This is a genomic window from Segeticoccus rhizosphaerae, assembly GCF_005222685.1.
In the GTDB taxonomy this organism is placed as follows: Bacteria; Actinomycetota; Actinomycetes; order Actinomycetales; family Dermatophilaceae; genus Segeticoccus; species Segeticoccus rhizosphaerae.
Genome location: NZ_SWMA01000007.1, coordinates 103,708 through 121,823 on the forward strand (window position 1 = coordinate 103,708; position 18,116 = coordinate 121,823).

The window sequence follows — 18,116 nt, forward strand, 5'->3', positions numbered from 1 at the left end:
CAGCCTGACCGGCCTAGACTCAAGTCCTCGCGCCGACCGCCGTCGGTCGGCCGCACCCACCCCAGCCGAAGTGGAAGCGATGTCCGGAGCCAACACGCAGTACGACCCCGTCGAGGTCAGCGCCCTCGACCCCGCCGCGATCGATGAGGTCGTCGAGGCGGCAGAAGCCGCGTTCGCGGCAGCGGGCACGCTCGACGCGCTCAAGGACGCCCGTATCGCGCACGTCGGCGACCGCAGCGCCCTCGCCCTCGCCAACCGCGAGATCGGCGCCCTGCCCCCGTCGGCCAAGGCCGATGCCGGCAAGCGGGTCGGCGCAGCGCGGGCGCGGGTTGGCCGGGCCCTCGCCGCGCGGCAGGCCGAGCTGGAGGCCGAGCGCGACGCTCGGCTGCTGGTGGAGGAGACCGTCGACGTCACGGTGTCCGGGTCCCGCCGACCCGTCGGTGCCCGGCACCCGGTCGAGCTGACCGCGGAGCGCATTGCCGACATCTTCGTGGGGTTGGGCTGGGAGATCGCGGAGGGCCCCGAGCTCGAGTCGGAGTGGTTCAACTTCGACGCGCTCAACCTGGGCCCCGACCATCCGGCCCGCCAGATGCAGGACACCTTCTTCGTGGACCCTCCCGACGGTGGGCTGGTTCTGCGCACGCACACCTCGCCCGTGCAGGTCCGCAGCCTGCTAGAGCGCGAGCTGCCGCTCTACATCGCCTGCCCCGGCAAGGTCTTTCGCACTGACGAGCTCGACGCGACCCACACGCCGGTGTTCCACCAGGTCGAGGGGTTGGCGGTCGACGAGGGCCTGACCATGGCGCACCTGCGCGGCACCCTCGACCGGTTCGTGAGCGAGCTGTTCGGCGAGGGCATCACCACGAGGCTGCGACCGTCATACTTCCCCTTCACCGAACCCAGTGCCGAGCTCGACTTCCGCTGCTTCGTCTGCCGTGGTGCCGACTCGTCCTGCCGGACATGCGGCGGCACCGGTTGGATCGAGTGGGGCGGCTGCGGCATGGTCAACCGCAACGTGCTGACTGCTTGCGGGGTCGACCCCGACCGCTACACCGGGTTCGCGTTCGGGATGGGGATCGAGCGGGCCGTCATGCTGCGCAACGGCGTCGCCGACATGCACGACATCATCGAGGGAGACGTGCGCTTCAGCGCCCAGTTCGGGATGGAGATCTGATGCGGGTACCAGTGACCTGGCTGCGTTCCATGGTCGACGTGCCTGAGAACGCCACGGGTGCCGACATCGCCGCCAGCCTGGTGCGAGTCGGCCTGGAGGAAGAGGGTCTGCACGGCGGAGGCGTGACCGGGCCCCTCGTCGTCGGGCGCGTCCTCGAGATGACGCCGGAGCCGCAGAAGAACGGCAAGACCATCAATTGGTGCCGGGTCGACGTCGGCGAGAACGGCCAGCGGCTCACCGACGGCACCCCGCAGGGAATCGTCTGCGGTGCGCACAATTTCGCGGTCGGCGACCTCGTGGTCGTGGTCCTGCCCGGAGCGGTCCTGCCCGGCAACTTCGAGATCTCCGCGCGCAAGACGTACGGCCACGTCAGCGCCGGCATGATCTGCTCCGCGATGGAGCTCGGCATCGGCACCGATCATGACGGCATCATCGTCCTGACCGAGCTGCTCGGAGATGACGCCAAGGACCTGAAGCCCGGTGAAGACGCCATCGCCCTGCTCGGCCTGGCCGACGAGGTGGTCGAGGTGACCGTCACGCCGGACCGCGGCTACTGCTTCAGCATCCGCGGCGTGGCGCGGGAGTACTCCCACTCCACCGGCGCCACCTTCCGGGACCCCGCACAGCTGCCGGTCCCGGCGCCCAACGACCGGGGGTATGCCGTGCGCCTCGCGGACGAGGCGCCGCTCGGCGGCCGCGCCGGCTGCGACCGCTACGTCGCGCGCGTCGTGCGGGGGCTGGACATGGAGCGGCCGTCGCCCCGTTGGATGGCCAAGCGACTCACCGAGGCCGGCATGCGGCCGATCTCGTTGGCGGTGGACGTCACGAACTACGTGATGCTCGCCCTCGGGCAACCCCTGCACGCCTTCGACGTGTCCACCCTGTCCGGCGAGATCGTCGTGCGCCGGGCCCGGGAGGCGGAGCGGCTCACCACCCTCGACGACGTCGACCGCGAGCTCGACGTCGAGGACCTGCTGATCACCGACGGCGGCGAGGTGCCCCTGGCGATCGCCGGGGTGATGGGTGGTGAGACCTCGGAGGTCACGGCCCGCACCACTGACGTGCTGATCGAGGCGGCCCACTTCGACCCCACGTCGATCGCGCGGTCGTCGCGTCGGCACCGGCTGACCACGGAGGCGTCGAAGCGCTACGAGCGCGGCGTCGACCCGGCCCTGGCCGACGCGGCCGCCCAGCTCGCCGTCGAGCTGCTCGTCGAGCACGGCGGCGGGGTCGCCGACGACGGTGTGACCGACGTCGACCGACGGTCGGCGAGACAGCCCGTCAGCTTCGATCCGACGTTGCCCAGCACGCTGGTGGGGCTGGCCTACCCACGCAAGGAGGTGATCGAGGTCCTGCGCGAGATCGGTTGCCAGGTGGACGAACCGCAGCCGGGCGGACCCCTCACCGTCCAGCCCCCGTCGTGGCGTCCGGACCTGGTGAACGGGCCGGACTTCGTCGAAGAAGTGGCTCGACTGCGCGGCTACGACCAGATTCCCTCCGTGCTCCCGCAGGCCCCCGGTGGTCGCGGGCTCACCCACGGGCAGCGCGTGCGACGGATCGCCGCCAACACACTGGCCTCGATCGGGCTGGTCGAGGTGTTGTCCTACCCCTTCACCAGCGCGGGGGTGCACGACCAGCTCGGGCTCGAGGCGGACGACCCGCGCCGCCGGGCCGTGCGTCTTGCCAACCCGCTGTCGGAGGAGGCGCCCTTCCTGCGCACCTCCGTCCTCTCGACCATGCTGGAGACGTTGCGGCGCAACGTCTCCCGTGGTCACAAGGACGTCGCGATCTGTGAAGTCGGCCTGGTCACCCTGCCCGAGGAGTCAGCCGGACCAGCCCCGGTGCCGGCGGTGACCGCGCGACCCGACGACGACACGCTCGCGGCGATCGAGGCGGCCGTCCCGCCGCAACCGAGGCACCTGGCCTACGCCATGACGGGAGAGCGTGAGCGCGGCGGCTGGTGGGGACAGGGCCGGCTTGCCGACTGGTCGGACGCGGTCGAGGTGGTCCGGTCACTGGCCGATGCCCTCGCCGTCGAGGTCGTGGTCTCCGCCGCCGACCGGGCGCCGTGGCACCCCGGGCGCTGCGCCCGGATCACGCTGTCCGACGGCACGGTCGTCGGCCACGCCGGCGAGCTGCACCCGAAGGTGGTCCAGGCCATGGGCCTGCCAGGACGCACCGTGGCGGGGGAGATCGACCTGGATGTGCTCACCCGGGCCAGCGAACCGGCCGTCGCCGCGGGTTCGATCTGGACCCATCCTGTCGCCCACAGCGACGTGGCGCTCGTCGTCGCGGCCGACGTGACGGCTGGCGACGTCGAGGCGGCGCTGCGTTCGGGTGCCGGTGAGCTGCTCGAGTCGCTGTCGCTCTTCGACGTCTACGTGGGCGACCAGGTCGACGAGGGCCACAAGTCGTTGGCCTACCACCTGGTCTTCCGCGCCCCCGACCGGACGCTGAAGACCCAAGAGGTCAACCAGCTCCGCGACCGTGCGGTCGCCGCAGCAGCCGCGGCAACCGGCGCCGTGCTGAGGAGCACCTGACCGTGGCCGGCAGCGGGGCGCCGGTGGCGGTGGTGACCGGTGCCTCCAGAGGCATCGGGCGCGAGCTCGCACGGGCCCTGGCCGCTTGCGGGTATGCCGTGGAGCTCTGCGCCCGCGGGACCGCCGCCCTCGATGAGGTGGTGGCTGAGCTCGAGGCGAGCGGCGGCACGGCGAGAGGTCACGCCGTGGACGTCACCGACGAGACCGCGGTGGAGACCCTTGTCGCAGCCGTGCTCGAGCGGCACCACCGGATCAACCTGTTGGTCAACAACGCCGGACTGATCGAGCCGGAGGCCCCGATCTGGGAGGCCGACGTCGACCGCTGGTGGCAGGTCGTGACGGTCAACGTCCTGGGACCCTTCCTGGTCAGCCGCGCGGTGGCCCGCCACATGGCGGCAGCCGGCGGCGGGCGCATCATCAACCTCAACAGCGGCAGCGGCGGGCGGGACACCCCCGACCTGACCGCCTACAACGCGAGCAAGGCCGCGCTGGCCCGGATCACCGGGGGACTGCACCTGGCCGGAGGGGCACACGGCATACGCGCCTTCGACCTCGCGCCCGGGGTGATCGAGACCGACATGACGCACTCGATGAAGATGCACCACGGTCGGACCGAATGGACCTCTCCGCAGGAGGTGACCGACCTCGCGCTCGCGCTCGCGTCGGGCGACCTCGATGCGTGGTCCGGTCGGCTCGTGCGGGCGGGCGCCGACACCCCCGCGTCGCTGCGAGCCCGCGCCGAGGAGGGGCTCGGCGACGACGACAGGCGGCTGCGCCTGCACCCTTGGGGTGCGGACGACCCGCTGGCTTGACCGACGCTTGGTGCATGAATTCACGAAGGCGTGTATATTCATGCACATGTGGACGGCGGCAGTGGCGGGTGCGAGCGGTTATGCGGGCGGCGAGGTCGTGCGGTTGCTCTGCGGTCACCCGGAGCTGGAAGTCGGTGCGCTGACCGCGGCCAGCTCCGCCGGCACGCGGCTCGGTGCCGTCCATCCGCACCTGATGCCCCTCGCGGACCGGGTGCTGCAGCCCACCACGCCGCAGACGCTGGCCGGCCATGATGTGGTGTTCCTCGCGCTGCCGCACGGGGCGTCGGCTGCGGTGGCCGCTTCGTTGCCGGACGACGTGGTCGTCATCGACTGCGGCGCCGACTTCCGGCTGACCAGTGGGCAGGCCTGGGACGAGTTCTACGGCACGCCATATGCCGGGTGCTGGCCCTACGGGCTGCCCGAGCTGCCGCTGCCCTCCGGCGCGAAGAGGCGCGGCAAGCTCGCCGGCTCGCGCCGGGTCGCGGTGCCCGGCTGCTATCCCACCGCGTGCACGCTGGCCCTGGCCCCCGGCCTGGCGGGCGGCGTCGTGTCCGGCGACGACATCGTGATCGTCGCGGCCAGTGGGGTGTCCGGTGCAGGCAAGGCCGCGAAGGCCCACCTGACCGGGGCAGAGGTGATGGGGTCGATGTCGCCCTACGGGGTGGGTGGCACCCATCGGCACACGCCCGAGATCGAGCAGAACCTCTCTGCGGCAGCCGGTCTCGGTGATGACGCCGTCAAGGTCTCCTTCACGCCCACCCTGGCGCCGATGCCGCGCGGCATCCTGGCCACGTGCACCGCCAGACTCTCCGACGGGCACGGCGCGGGGGACGTCCGCGAGGCGTGGGAGCGGGCCTACGCCGACGAACCCTTCGTGCACCTGCTGCCCGAGGGCCAGTGGCCCCGCACGGCCGACGTGCTGGGCAGCAACGTGGTGCTGGTGCAGGTCGCCACAGATGCCAGGACCGGCCGGGTCGTGGCCGTCGCCGCCGTCGACAACCTCACCAAGGGCACCGCGGGCGCTGCGATCCAGTGCGCCAATCTCGCCCTGGGCCTCGATGAGACTCTCGGCCTTCCCGCCGTGGGAGTGGCGCCATGAACCATCTGAACCATCCCGCTGAGAGCACCCCACTCCGGCTCCATCCCGGGACCCCGGCGTGAGTGTCACTGCCGCCGAAGGCTTCCGGGCCGCCGGTGTGACCGCGGGCCTGAAGCCCAGCGGCCGCCCGGACCTCGCCCTCGTGGTCAACGACGGTCCCCGGCACGATGCCGCCGCGGTGTTCACCTCCAACCGGGTCGAGGCGGCACCGGTCACCTGGAGCCGGCAGGTGCTGACGGACGGTCGCGTCGACGCGGTGGTGCTCAACTCCGGGGGCGCCAACGCCTGCACCGGAGCGCCGGGGTTCGCCGACACGCACACCACCGCCGAGCACGTGGCCACGTCGCTCGGGGTCGCGGCAGCGGACGTGGCCGTCTGCTCGACGGGGTTGATCGGCGAGCTGCTCGACCTGCCCAAACTGTTGGCCGGCGTGACGGAGGCGTCCGGATCCCTCGCGGCAGACGGTGGAACGGCCGCAGCGACGGCGATCATGACAACCGACACGGTGTGCAAGGAGGCGACCGCCACCGCGTCCGGGTGGCGAGTCGGTGGCATGGCCAAGGGGGCCGGCATGCTGGCACCGGCTCTGGCGACCATGCTCGTCGTCGTCACGACTGACGCGGTGGCGGACTCGACCACTCTCGACGCCGCGCTCCGCGCCGCCACGAGCCGGACGTTCGACCGGATCGACTCCGACGGGTGCCAGTCGACCAACGACACGGTCCTCCTGCTGGCGTCCGGCGCCTCGGGGGTCTCGCCGAGCCTTGCCGAGCTGACGTCAGCGGTGACCGAGGTCTGTGGCGACCTCGCCCGCCAGCTCATCGGCGACGCCGAGGGCGCACACCACGACATCGCCATCGAGGTGGGCTCCGCCGCCTCGGAGGAGGACGCGCTCGAGGTGGCCCGGGCGGTGGCCCGCAACAACCTGTTCAAGTGCGCGATCTTCGGGGGTGACCCCAACTGGGGGCGCGTGCTGGCGGCCGTGGGGACGACGACCGCGGCGTTCGATCCTGCCGCTCTCGACGTGAGCATGAACGGCATGCAGGTGTGTCGCGGTGGGGGAGTCGGCGAGGACCGCTCCCTGGTCGACCTGTCCGGGCGCGAGGTGCACCTCCTCGTGCACCTGCACGCGGGCGACTCCTCGGCGACGGTGTGGACCAATGATTTGACGCACGAGTACGTGCACGAGAACTCGGCTTACTCGACATGACGACGACGAGTGAGGATCGCAGCGCAGCGAGGACCGGAGCGAGCGAGGAGTCAGGTCAGTGGGGCTCGACATGACGACGACGAGTGAGGATCGCAGCGCAGCGAGGACCGGAGCGAGCAGGAGTCAGGTCAGTGGGGCTCGACATGACGACGACGAGTGAGGATCGCAGCGCAGCGAGGGACAAGGCCGCGACGTTGGTGGAAGCGCTGCCGTGGCTCGAGCGGTTCCGTGGGGCGCTGGTCGTGATCAAGTACGGCGGCAACGCGATGGTGGACGACGAGCTCAAGGCCGCCTTCGCGCAGGACGTCGTCTTCCTGCGGTATGCCGGGCTGCGACCGGTCGTGGTCCATGGCGGCGGGCCGCAGATCGCCGCCATGCTGGACCGCCTCGGACTGGAGAGTGAGTTCCGCGGCGGCCTGCGGGTCACCACACCCGAGGTGATGGACGTGGTCCGGATGGTCCTCACCGGGCAGGTCGGCCGCGAGCTGGTGGGGCTGGTCAACCAGCACGGGCCTCTCGCCGTGGGGCTCTCGGGCGAGGACGCGGGACTGTTCGGTGCCCGTCGCCGCGTCACCCAGGTCGACGGCGCGCCGGTGGACCTGGGCCTCGTGGGCGACGTGGAGACCGTGAACCCCGATGCCGTGCAAGACATCCTGGCCGCCGGCCGGATCCCGGTGGTCTCATCGGTGGCGCCAGATCTCGACGTGCCGGGTAGCGTGCTCAACGTCAACGCCGACTCCGCCGCGGCCACGCTGGCCGTCGCGCTCGGGGCCCGCAAGCTGGTGGTGCTGACCGACGTCGAGGGCGTCTACGGCAACTGGCCGGACCGGTCGAGCCTGCTGTCGACCCTCGCGGTCGACGATGCCGAGACGATGCTGCACCGGGTGGAGGCCGGCATGGTGCCGAAGCTGGAGGCCTGCACCAGGGCGGTCCGGCAGGGGGTGCCGCAGGCGCACGTCATCGACGGGAGGCAGCCGCACGCGCTGCTGCTGGAGGTCTTCACCGACGAGGGGACCGGCACCATGGTCACCCAGGAAGGGACGAGAGCATGACCGACAGCACCGCACTGCAGGAGCGCTACGAGCGGTCGCTGCTCGGCGTCTTCGGACGGCCCCTCGCCGTCCTGGACCACGGCCGGGGCGCCGAGGTCTGGGACGTGGACGGCAAGCACTACCTCGACCTCCTCGGCGGGATCGCGGTCAACGCCCTTGGCCATGGCCACCCCGCCGTCCTCGGAGCCCTGACCGAACAGGCCGCGCAGCTCGCGCACGTCTCGAACTTCTTCACGACCCGGCCCCAGGTCGAGCTCGCCGAGCGACTGCTCGAGATCGCAGGAGCCCCAACCGGATCGAAGGTGTTTTTCACCAACTCAGGCACGGAGGCGGTCGAGGCCGCGATCAAGCTGAGCCGTCGCACCGGGCGTCGACGGATCGTCGCGCTGGAGGGCGCGTTCCACGGCCGGACCATGGGTGCGCTCGCCCTCACCCACAAGCCGGCCTACCGCGAGCCCTTCGCGCCGTTGCTGGAAGAGGTCGTCCACGTCGCGTTCGGCGATCTCGAGGAGCTGGCCGCCGCCGTCGACGACACGGTCGCCGCCGTCGTGCTGGAGCCGATCCAGGGTGAGGCTGGCGTGCGACCGCTGGACACGGCATACCTGCAGGCGGCGCGTGAGTTGACGACCGCGCACGGGTCCCTGCTCGTGGTCGACGAGATCCAGACCGGGATCGGCCGCACCGGAGCGTGGTTCGCCCACCAGGGCAGCGGCATCGTGCCGGACGCCATCACGGTGGCCAAGGGGCTGGGCGGAGGCTTCCCGGTCGGTGCGCTGCTGACCCTCGGCGAGCGGGCGGCGGGTCTCCTCCAACCCGGGCAGCACGGCACGACGTTCGGCGGCAACCCGTTGGGCGCAGCGGTGGGTCTGGCCGTGCTCGAGACAATCGAGCGTGAGGGCCTGCTCGACCACGTGCGACGGACAGGCGAGTGGCTGGCCGGGGAAGTCACCGCGCTGCGCCACCCGCTGGTCCGCAAGGTGCGCGGTGAGGGGCTGCTGCTGGCGATCCAGCTGACGGAGCCCCGCGCCGGTGACGTCGCAGCGCGTGCCCTGGAGGCGGGCTTCATCGTCAATCCCGTGTGTCCGGACGCGATTCGGCTCGCGCCTCCACTGATCATCACCCAGCAGCAGCTGGAGACCTTCGTCGCAGCGCTGCCCGTGCTGCTCGACACGACACCCTCCGAGGAGACGGCATGACCTCACCCCACGAAGTGCTTCGTTGCGCTCCGCTACTTCGCGGGGGCCCCGAGTGACCCGGCACTTCCTGCGCGACGACGACGTCTCCCACGAGGAGCAGCTGGCCCTGCTCGAGCGCGCCCGGACTCTCAAGGCCGACCCGCTCAGCTCGCGGCCGTTCGAGGGTCCCCGCGCGGTCGCCGTCATCTTCGACAAACCGTCGACGCGCACCCGTGTCTCCTTCTCGGTAGGCGTGGCCCAGCTCGGTGGCTATCCCATGGTGCTCGACAGCGCCACGAGCCAGCTCGGCCGGGGAGAGGCGGTCGAGGACACCACGCGTGTCCTCGACCGGCAGTGCGCGGCGATCGTCTGGCGCACCTTCGGCCAGGAGCGCCTCGAGGCTGCCGCATCCGTGAGCCGGGTGCCGGTCGTCAACGCGCTCACCGACGAGTTCCACCCGTGCCAGGTGCTCGCCGACCTGCTGACCATCCAGGAGCACAGGGGCGGCCTCGCCGGGCTCACCCTGGCGTATGCCGGCGACGGCGCCAACAACATGGCCCACTCCTACCTGGTCGGTGGAGCTCTCGCGGGGCTGCACGTCCGTGTGGCGGCCCCGGAGGGCCACCACCCGAGACCGGAGGTGGTCGCGCGCGCCAACGAGATCGCCCAGCAGCAAGGCGGATCCGTGACCGTCACCACCGACCGAGACGCGGCGTGCCGTGGCGCGGACGTGGTGGCCACCGACACCTGGGTGTCCATGGGCCAGGAGAAGGGCCGTGACGCGGACAACACACCCTTCGCGGCGTATTCGGTCGACGAGACCGCTGTCGGCCTGGCCGCGGACGATGCCATCGTCCTGCACTGTCTGCCTGCCTACCGCGGTCTCGAGATCGCGGCGAGCGTCATCGACGGGCCCCAGTCCGTGGTCTGGGACCAGGCCGAGAACCGACTGCACGCACAGAAGGCCCTGCTCGCATGGCTGGTGGAGCAGGCATGATCGCCCAGACCCGCGCCGCGCGACAGCAGCTCATCGTCGACCTCATCGGTCGGCACCCGATCCGTTCGCAGTCGGAGCTGCTCGCCCACCTGGGGCAGGAGGGCATCGACATCACCCAGGCCACCCTCTCCCGCGACCTCGACGAGCTGCGGGCGGTCAAGGTCCGCCGGGGGCGTGCGCTCGTGTATGCCGTGCCGGGAGAGGGCGGCGACCGCACCCCTCGAGCCGCCCTGGACGCGACCGAGGTCCACACCCGGTTCAGGCGACTGCTCGAAGAGCTGCTCGTGACCGCGCAGGCGTCCGGCAACCTGGTGGTGGCGCGCACCCCTCCCGGGGCGGCGCAGTACCTCGCGTCCGCCATTGACCACGCCGACGAGTCCGCCATCATCGGCACCATCGCGGGCGATGACACGATCCTGATCATCACCTCGGGAGAGCACCAGGGGCCGGAGGTCGCCGAGCGACTGCTGACGCTTGCCGGCCCCAAGGAAGACTGAAGGCCGCGCGGACGACGCGCGCCACCGCCGTACCCGATGACCAGCAACCGGAGGACCATCCATGAGTCAGCCCCAGGACCGCATCAGCCTGTGGGGAGGCCGTTTCGCCGGAGGACCCGACGACGCCCTGGCCGCGCTCTCCAAGTCGACCCACTTCGACTGGCGGCTGGCTCCCCAAGACCTGGCCGGCTCGCGGGCACACGCGCGAGTGCTGCACGCCGCCGGGCTGCTCGACGACGAAGCGCTCGCCACGATGCTGGACGCGCTGCGCCGACTCCGGGAGGACGTCGAGTCCGGGGCGTTCGTCCCTGCGGAGGACGACGAGGACGTCCACACGGCGCTGGAGCGCGGACTGATCGAGCGTGCCGGGCCGGAAGTGGGCGGCCGGTTGCGGGCCGGTCGTTCCCGCAACGACCAGATCGCCACGTTGTTCCGGATGTACCTGCGGCAGGCGGCGCGCGACTGCGGCGCCCGCCTCCTGGACGTCGTGGACGCCCTCGTGGCGCAGTCCACCCGGCACCTCACCGTGGCGATGCCGGGACGCACGCACCTGCAGCACGCCCAGCCGGTGCTGCTGTCCCACCACCTGCTCGCCCACGCGTGGGCCGTGCTTCGCGACGTCGACCGCCTGCGCGACTGGGATCGCCGCACCGCCGTGTCCCCCTACGGCTCCGGAGCACTCGCCGGCAGCTCGCTGGGCCTCGACCCGGAAGCCGTGGCCGCCGACCTGGGCTTCGACGCCGCGGTCGAGAACTCCATCGACGGCACGGCCAGCCGAGACTTCGTGGCCGAATTCGCGTTCGTGACCGCCATGGCGGCGGTGGACGTCTCCCGGCTGGCCGAGGACGTGATCCTCTGGGCGACCAAGGAGTTCGGCTTCGTCAAGCTGGCCGACGCATTCTCGACCGGCTCGAGCATCATGCCGCAGAAGAAGAACCCGGACGTCGCGGAGCTGGCGCGCGGCAAGGCCGGTCGGTTGGTCGGTGACCTCACGGGGCTGCTCACGACGCTCAAGGCGCTGCCGCTCGCCTACAACCGCGACCTGCAGGAGGACAAGGAGCCGGTGTTCGACGCCATCGACACCCTGGACGTGCTGCTTCCGGCCTTCGCCGGGATGGTCGCGACGATGGAGTTCCAAACCGACCGGATGGAGTCGCTGGCCCCGCAGGGGTTCTCGCTCGCCACCGATGTGGCGGAGTGGCTCGTGCGCCAAGGCGTCGCGTTCCGGGTGGCGCACGAGGTCGCGGGCGCCTGCGTCCGGGAGTGCGAGTCGCGAGACATCGAGTTGTGGGACCTGTCCGACGACGACCTCGCGCGGATCTCGCCGGATCTCACGCCGGAGGTGCGCTCGGTTCTCAGCATCGAGGGATCGCTGGCGTCGAGGGACGCCAAGGGCGGCACTGCGCCGGCCCGGGTGCGCGAGCAGCTCGACGTGGTGGCGGCACAGCTCGCTGCCCACCGGGCCTGGTGCGCCGACCCGGTGGTGGTTCGTGACTGACTCCGCGGGGGCTCCGCGCCCTAGGGCGGTCCGGTTGGCGCGTGTCGAACATGTTCCTTCCCCTTGTGTGTGACGTGCGGCATACTGCGGATCGGGCGCCACCCCCGAGCGCCTCTGGAGGCTTCATGTCGGTCAACGAACATCTCGCAACAGCCGTCGAGCACGTGGCTGGCCTGCGCCGTGCCACGGCGGGGCTGAAGGAGGCGTTGGGCACCACCGTCGACGTGCAACGACTCCGCGACGACATCGCGCGGATCGCCGACGACATCGATCTGGTGGCGCGGGGCGCGGGGGTCGGCGATGCCGGCAAGGTCGGCGCTCCCGGCGAGATCGTGTTCATCCCCGACGACGACTACGACCCGGCCCTGTGGGGCGACGACGTGGACGATGAGGGCGTCGGCCAGCACCCGAGGAGCTGAGAGCGTGACGCAGGATCTGGCACAAGGGGTCAATGCTCGTGGTCGCGCCAAGATCGGCGCGCGGACCCTGCGCACCGACCGATGGTGGTTGGCGCCGGTCCTCACGGTCACCGGCCTGACCCTGTGGGTGATCTACGCGGTTGTCCGCGCCTCGATGCAGTCGGACTACTTCGTGCCCGCCTACCACTATCTGTCGCCCTTCTCCTCACCGTGCCTGAGCGACTCCTGCGTGGCGGGGTCCAGCCTGTTCGGGACCCCTTTCGGGGCCTGGCCGCCGCTGATCCCGTTCGCGATCCTCACGCTGCCGTTCCTCTTGCTGTTCCGGCTCAGCTGCTACTACTACCGCAAGGCCTACTACCGGTCCTACTGGCAGTCGCCGCCCGCCTGTGCCGTCGCCGAGCCGCACAAGAAGTACACCGGCGAGACGCGGGCACCGCTCATCCTGCAGAACGCGCACCGCTACTTCTGGTATGCCGCGGTGATCATCTCCCTGATCAACACCTGGGACGCCGTGGAGGCCTTCCACGGCAAGGGCGGCGGGATCGGGTTCGGTCTCGGCACGCTGATCATGGTCGTCAACGTCGTGCTCCTGTGGGGTTACACCTTGGGCTGCCACTCCTGCCGGAACATCACGGCCGGCCGCCTGACCCACTTCTCCCGGCACCCGATCCGCTACGGCCTTTGGCAGCAGGTCTCCCGCCTCAACGCCCACCACATGGGGTTCGCCTGGGCCACCCTGGCATCTCTGGTCGTCACGGACCTCTACATCGCCCTGGTGGCGGGCGGCGCGTTCTCCGACTTCCGCTTCTTCAACTGACCACCGTGGCCGCGACGGCCACCACCCGACAGCAGGGAGGCACTGCGTGACCGACCTCGAGCGACACGCCTACGACGTCCTGGTCATCGGAGCCGGCGGGTCCGGGCTCCGAGCCGCCATCGAGGCGCGAGAGGCCGGCCTCCGGGTCGCCATCGTCTGCAAGTCCCTCTTCGGCAAGGCGCACACCGTCATGGCCGAGGGCGGCATCGCCGCATCCATGGGCAACTCGAACCCGCACGACAACTGGCAGGTTCACTTCGGGGACACGATGCGGGGCGGCAAGTTCCTGAACAACCCACGGATGGCCGAGCTGCACGCCAAGGAAGCGCCAAGGCGGGTGTGGGAGCTGGAGACGTATGGCGCGTTGTTCGACCGCACGCCCGAGGGCAAGATCAGCCAGCGCAACTTCGGCGGTCACGAGTACGCCCGCCTCGCCCACGTCGGCGATCGCACCGGTCTCGAGCTGATCCGGACCCTGCAGCAGAAGATCGTCTCGTTGCAGCAGGAGGACGAGCGGGAGTTCGGCGACGCCGAGGCGCGGCTGAAGGTGTTCATGGAGCTGACCATCACGGAGCTGATGCACGACGGTGGAGCTCCCGATGGACCGGTGTCCGGCGCCTTCGGATACTGGCGCGAGTCCGGGCGTTTCGTGCTGTTCGATGCACCTGCGGTGGTGCTGGCCACCGGGGGAATCGGCAAGTCCTTCAAGGTGACGAGCAACTCGTGGGAGTACACCGGGGACGGGCACGCGCTCGCGCTGCGCGCCGGCGCAAAGCTGATCAACATGGAGTTCGTGCAGTTCCACCCGACCGGCATGGTGTGGCCACCATCGGTCAAGGGCATCCTCGTCACGGAGTCCGTCCGCGGGGACGGCGGTGTGCTGCGCAACTCCGAGGGCAAGCGGTTCATGTTCGAGTACGTCCCCGAGGTCTTCCGGGGCCAGTACGCGACGACCGAGGAGGAGGCCGACGGCTGGTACGAGGACCCGGAGCACAACAAACGCCCTCCGGAGCTGTTGCCTCGCGACGAGGTGGCCCGGGCCATCAACTCCGAGGTCAAGGAGGGGCGCGGCTCAGAACACGGAGGCGTCTTCCTGGACGTCTCGACGCGCCTGCCCGCTGACGAGATCAAGCGCCGCCTGCCCTCGATGCACCACCAGTTCCTGGAGCTGGCAGACGTCGACATCACCGCGCAGCCGATGGAGGTCGGTCCGACCTGCCACTACGTCATGGGTGGCATCGAGGTCGACCCGGACACCGGGGCGTCCTCGGTCCCGGGGCTGTTCGCCGTCGGAGAGGTCACCGGTGGCATGCACGGGTCGAACCGGTTGGGTGGCAACTCGCTGGGCGACCTGCTCGTCTTCGGACAGCGGACCGGTGCGGGCGCTGCCGCCTACGCGGCCGCGGCGAGCAAGGACCGGCCGACGGTCATCGACGCCTCGATCGACGCCGTGACGGCCACCGCCGAGGAACCCTTCCAGCGTGAGGGTGGTGAGAGTCCCTACACGTTGCACCAGGAGCTGCAGCAGGTGATGAACGACCTGGTCGGCATCATCCGGCGCGAGCCCGAGATGCAGGAGGCTCTCGACAAGCTGGCCGACATCCGCGAGCGCGCCGCGCACCTGTCGGTGGAGGGCAGGCGGGAGTTCAACCCCGGTTGGCACCTCGCCCTCGATCTGCGCAACATGCTGCAGGTGTCGGAGTGTGTCGCCCGCTCGGCCCTCGAGCGTCAAGAGAGCCGTGGCGGTCACACGCGCGAGGACTTCCCCGGCATGGACGCCAAGTGGCGCAGCGTGAACCTGGCCTGCCACCTGGATCCCGCCACCGGCATGGTGCAGCTGACCAGACAGCAGGTCCCCACGATTCGCGACGACCTGATGCACCTGTTCGAGCGGTCCGAGCTCGAGAAGTACTTCACGACAGAGGAACTCGCGGACTTCCAGGACGTGCGGCAGGGAGAGGATGACCAGTCATGACCTACGACGGGCACTTTCGGGTTTGGCGAGGTGACGACGACGGGGGAGAGCTGGTCGACTACACCGTCGAGGTCAACGAGGGCGAGGTGGTGCTCGACATCATCCACCGGTTGCAGGCGACCCAGACCCCGGACCTCGCCGTGCGCTGGAACTGCAAAGCCGGCAAGTGCGGCTCGTGCAGCGCCGAGATCAACGGCCATCCCCGGTTAATGTGCATGACCCGGATGAGCATCTTCGAAGAGGCCGACACCATCACGGTCACCCCGATGCGCACCTTCCCGGTGATCCGCGACCTGGTGACGGACGTCTCGTACAACTACGAGAAGGCCCGGCAGATACCGGCCTTCGAGCCGCCCGCCGACCTCGAGCCCGGGGAGTACCGCATGGCGCAGGTCGACGTGGGACGGTCCCAGGAGTTCCGCAAGTGCATCGAGTGCTTCCTGTGCCAGGACGTCTGCCACGTCATCCGGGACCACGAGGACAACAAGGCCGCGTATGCAGGGCCACGATTCTTTATCCGGGCGGCCGAGCTCGCCATGCATCCGCTGGACGCGCGCAACGACAGAGCCACCTTTGCCCGGGACCAACAGGGCGTCGGGCTGTGCAACATCACCAAGTGCTGCACCGAGGTCTGCCCGGAGAACATCACCATCACCGACAACGCGATCATCCCCATGAAGGAGCGGGTGGTCGACCGTCACTACGATCCGTTGGTGTGGCTGGGCAACAAGATCAGGCGGCGCGAGCACTAGACGCCCCAGGCGGGCCGGACAGCTCAGGCATGCGTGACCGGTTGCCTCGGGCGTTCTTCGACCGACCCGTCCTCGAGGTCGCGCCTGACCTGCTCGGCTGCCACGTCTCGCACGCCGGGGTCACGGTGCGTCTCACCGAGGTCGAGGCGTATGACGGTGAGCGCGATCCGGGGTCGCACGCCTACCGGGGGCTGACTCCCCGCACCCGCGTCATGTTCGGCCCGCCCGGAGGGCTGTACGTCTACTTCTCCTACGGCATGCACTACTGCTGCAACCTGGTGTGCGGGGAGGAGGGCCGGGCCAGTGCAGTCCTGCTGAGGGCCGGCGAGGTCGTGGAGGGCCTCGACCTGGCGAGGAGTCGACGCGGACGCGCGCCCGACCGGGGGCTGGCCCGCGGGCCCGCCTGTCTGGCCCAGGCACTGGCCCTCGGTCGGGACGAGAACGGCCTGGACGTCATCGCCGACGGCAGCCCGATGCGGGTGTTCAACCCCCTGCCCTCCGAAGGATCCGACGATGGCGCGCCCCGGATCGCGACTGGACCCCGTGTCGGGGTGAGTGGCGCGGGTGGCGACGGCACGGCATACCCCTGGCGGTTCTGGCTGGAGGGGGAGCGGACCGTCTCGGCCTACCGTCCCGGCGGAACCCGCAAACCGCGTCGCACCCCCTCGCGCGGATAGGGCAGTCTTGGGACCGACCCGGACGGCCAGTGGAAGGAACCCGACATCGTGAACGACATCCTCGACGAGCTGCAGTGGCGTGGCCTGGTGGCGCAGACCACCGACCTGTCGGCGCTGCGCAGGGCTCTCCGCGAGGGACCGGTCACGGTGTATTGCGGTTTCGACCCGACCGCGCCCTCGTTGCACTTCGGCAACCTGGTGCAGCTGGTCGTGCTGCGGCACCTACAGCGCGCGGGGCACCGGGTCATCTGCCTGGTGGGGGGTTCGACCGGCCTGATCGGCGATCCCAAGCCGACCTCTGAGCGGGTGCTCAAGACCAGGGAGCAGACCGCGGCCAACGTGGCGCGCATCAAGGAACTGGTGCGTCCCTTCCTCGACTTCGAGGGCGACAACGCCGCGTTGCTGGTCGACAACCTCGACTGGACGGCACCGCTGTCGGCACTCGACTTCCTGCGGGACATCGGCAAGCACTTCCGGGTCAACCAGATGATCCGGAAGGATGCGGTCGCGGCGCGGCTCGAGAGCCAGGACGGCATCTCCTACACGGAGTTCAGCTACCAGATCCTGCAGGCGCTGGACTACCTCGAGCTCTACCGCGCGCACGGTTGCACGCTGCAGACCGGCGGGAGCGACCAATGGGGCAACATCACGGCCGGCGTCGACCTGGTCCACCGTGCCGAAGGTGCCACGGTGCACGCTCTGTCCACCCCGCTGCTGACCGACTCGGCCGGCACCAAGTTCGGCAAGTCCGAGGGCAACGCCATCTGGTTGTCCGCCGACATGACCAGCCCCTACGCGTTCTTCCAGTACTTCGTCAACGTCGAGGACGCGTCGGTGATCCAGCTGCTCAGGGTCTTCACCGACCGGAGCAGGGAGGAGATCGTGGAGCTCGAGAAGTCGGTGGCCGAGGAGCCCTTCAGACGACTCGCTCAGAAGGGGCTGGCCCACGACATCACCACCCTCGTGCACGGCCTCGAGGCGACGGAGGCGGTCGAGGCGGCCAGCGCCGCCTTGTTCGGCAAGGGCGACCCGAGGGTTCTGGACGCCCACACCCTCTCCGACGCCACGGCCGAACTGCCGGGCGGGGAGGTGCCGGTCGGCAGCACGCTCGTCGACGCCCTGGTCGCGACCGGGTTGTCCGAGAGCCGCAACGCGGCCCGGCGAGTGCTTGCCGAAGGGGGAGTGTCGGTCAACAACTCGAAGGTGTCCGATCCGGACGCGGTGCTCGGGGAGGACGACTTCCTGCACGGACGCGTCGCGCTCCTACGGCGCGGCCGCAAGTCGCTGGCCGCGGCCCGAAAAGGCCTCTGACCTGCGGATTTGTGTTTTGTCTCAGGGGCCCCCTAAAGTTCTCGACGTCAGCCCGACAGGGAGGAACGGACACCACGCGGTGGCCGGTCCCGCGGGTGGACAAACCCACCT

At 70.3% G+C, this 18,116-nt stretch carries 16 protein-coding genes; all 16 read left to right on the forward strand.

Annotation, left to right across the window (positions count from 1 at the left end; translation table 11 throughout):
• Positions 1–79: 79 nt before the first annotated feature.
• The 16 genes from pheS (at position 80) to tyrS (ending at position 18,005) form a co-directional block, all read left to right on the forward strand.
• Positions 80–1,174, forward strand: coding sequence for a phenylalanine--tRNA ligase subunit alpha (pheS, locus tag FCN22_RS07790; protein WP_137120983.1), 1,095 nt, complete (start codon positions 80–82; stop codon positions 1,172–1,174).
• Complete coding sequence (gene pheT / locus FCN22_RS07795; RefSeq protein ID WP_137120984.1) at positions 1,174–3,714, forward strand: phenylalanine--tRNA ligase subunit beta; 2,541 nt, start codon at positions 1,174–1,176, stop codon at positions 3,712–3,714. Before pheS ends, pheT begins: the two co-directional genes overlap by 1 nt.
• A gap of 2 nt (positions 3,715–3,716) precedes the next feature.
• Positions 3,717–4,526, forward strand: coding sequence for an SDR family NAD(P)-dependent oxidoreductase (locus tag FCN22_RS07800; RefSeq protein WP_137120985.1), 810 nt, complete (start codon positions 3,717–3,719; stop codon positions 4,524–4,526).
• A 46-nt stretch (positions 4,527–4,572) separates the two neighbouring features.
• Positions 4,573–5,625, forward strand: a complete 1,053-nt coding sequence (gene argC, locus FCN22_RS07805; protein WP_137120986.1) for an N-acetyl-gamma-glutamyl-phosphate reductase — start codon at positions 4,573–4,575, stop codon at positions 5,623–5,625.
• Between the two features lie 58 nt (positions 5,626–5,683).
• Positions 5,684–6,835: a bifunctional glutamate N-acetyltransferase/amino-acid acetyltransferase ArgJ gene (gene argJ / locus FCN22_RS07810; RefSeq protein ID WP_137120987.1), complete on the forward strand. Its 1,152-nt coding sequence runs from the start codon at positions 5,684–5,686 to the stop codon at positions 6,833–6,835.
• Positions 6,836–6,978: 143 nt separating this feature from the next.
• Positions 6,979–7,887, forward strand: coding sequence for an acetylglutamate kinase (gene argB / locus FCN22_RS07815; protein ID WP_137120988.1), 909 nt, complete (start codon positions 6,979–6,981; stop codon positions 7,885–7,887).
• On the forward strand, positions 7,884–9,083 hold the full coding sequence (locus FCN22_RS07820; RefSeq protein ID WP_137120989.1) for an acetylornithine transaminase: 1,200 nt from the start codon (positions 7,884–7,886) through the stop codon (positions 9,081–9,083). Before argB ends, FCN22_RS07820 begins: the two co-directional genes overlap by 4 nt.
• A gap of 52 nt (positions 9,084–9,135) precedes the next feature.
• Complete coding sequence (argF, locus tag FCN22_RS07825) at positions 9,136–10,059, forward strand: ornithine carbamoyltransferase (protein ID WP_137120990.1); 924 nt, start codon at positions 9,136–9,138, stop codon at positions 10,057–10,059.
• Positions 10,056–10,556: an arginine repressor gene (locus FCN22_RS07830; RefSeq protein ID WP_137120991.1), complete on the forward strand. Its 501-nt coding sequence runs from the start codon at positions 10,056–10,058 to the stop codon at positions 10,554–10,556. Before argF ends, FCN22_RS07830 begins: the two co-directional genes overlap by 4 nt.
• A 61-nt stretch (positions 10,557–10,617) precedes the next feature.
• Positions 10,618–12,054, forward strand: a complete 1,437-nt coding sequence (gene argH, locus FCN22_RS07835) for an argininosuccinate lyase (RefSeq protein WP_137120992.1) — start codon at positions 10,618–10,620, stop codon at positions 12,052–12,054.
• Positions 12,055–12,179: 125 nt separating this feature from the next.
• Positions 12,180–12,473, forward strand: coding sequence for an Rv0250c family protein (locus tag FCN22_RS07840; RefSeq protein ID WP_137120993.1), 294 nt, complete (start codon positions 12,180–12,182; stop codon positions 12,471–12,473).
• A gap of 4 nt (positions 12,474–12,477) precedes the next feature.
• Positions 12,478–13,290, forward strand: coding sequence for a succinate dehydrogenase subunit SdhC (sdhC, locus tag FCN22_RS07845; protein WP_152185511.1), 813 nt, complete (start codon positions 12,478–12,480; stop codon positions 13,288–13,290).
• A 46-nt stretch (positions 13,291–13,336) separates the two neighbouring features.
• On the forward strand, positions 13,337–15,265 hold the full coding sequence (locus tag FCN22_RS07850) for a fumarate reductase/succinate dehydrogenase flavoprotein subunit (protein ID WP_137120995.1): 1,929 nt from the start codon (positions 13,337–13,339) through the stop codon (positions 15,263–15,265).
• Positions 15,262–16,017, forward strand: coding sequence for a succinate dehydrogenase/fumarate reductase iron-sulfur subunit (locus tag FCN22_RS07855; RefSeq protein WP_137120996.1), 756 nt, complete (start codon positions 15,262–15,264; stop codon positions 16,015–16,017). The genes FCN22_RS07850 and FCN22_RS07855 overlap by 4 nt, the downstream gene beginning before the upstream one ends.
• A 29-nt stretch (positions 16,018–16,046) precedes the next feature.
• Positions 16,047–16,694: a DNA-3-methyladenine glycosylase gene (locus tag FCN22_RS07860; RefSeq protein WP_137120997.1), complete on the forward strand. Its 648-nt coding sequence runs from the start codon at positions 16,047–16,049 to the stop codon at positions 16,692–16,694.
• Positions 16,695–16,742: 48 nt separating this feature from the next.
• Positions 16,743–18,005 (forward strand): tyrosine--tRNA ligase, encoded by a 1,263-nt coding sequence (gene tyrS, locus FCN22_RS07865; RefSeq protein ID WP_137120998.1) that lies wholly within the window; start codon positions 16,743–16,745, stop codon positions 18,003–18,005.
• Positions 18,006–18,116: the final 111 nt, after the last annotated feature.

Coding starts and splice junctions, on each gene's coding strand:
- pheS (WP_137120983.1), top strand. CDS start 80: ATGTCCGGAGCCAACACGCAGTACGACCCCGTCGAGGTCAGCGCCCTC.
- pheT (WP_137120984.1), top strand. CDS start 1,174: ATGCGGGTACCAGTGACCTGGCTGCGTTCCATGGTCGACGTGCCTGAG.
- argC (WP_137120986.1), top strand. CDS start 4,573: ATGTGGACGGCGGCAGTGGCGGGTGCGAGCGGTTATGCGGGCGGCGAG.
- argB (WP_137120988.1), top strand. CDS start 6,979: ATGACGACGACGAGTGAGGATCGCAGCGCAGCGAGGGACAAGGCCGCG.
- FCN22_RS07820 (WP_137120989.1), top strand. CDS start 7,884: ATGACCGACAGCACCGCACTGCAGGAGCGCTACGAGCGGTCGCTGCTC.
- FCN22_RS07830 (WP_137120991.1), top strand. CDS start 10,056: ATGATCGCCCAGACCCGCGCCGCGCGACAGCAGCTCATCGTCGACCTC.
- argH (WP_137120992.1), top strand. CDS start 10,618: ATGAGTCAGCCCCAGGACCGCATCAGCCTGTGGGGAGGCCGTTTCGCC.
- FCN22_RS07840 (WP_137120993.1), top strand. CDS start 12,180: ATGTCGGTCAACGAACATCTCGCAACAGCCGTCGAGCACGTGGCTGGC.
- FCN22_RS07855 (WP_137120996.1), top strand. CDS start 15,262: ATGACCTACGACGGGCACTTTCGGGTTTGGCGAGGTGACGACGACGGG.
- FCN22_RS07860 (WP_137120997.1), top strand. CDS start 16,047: ATGCGTGACCGGTTGCCTCGGGCGTTCTTCGACCGACCCGTCCTCGAG.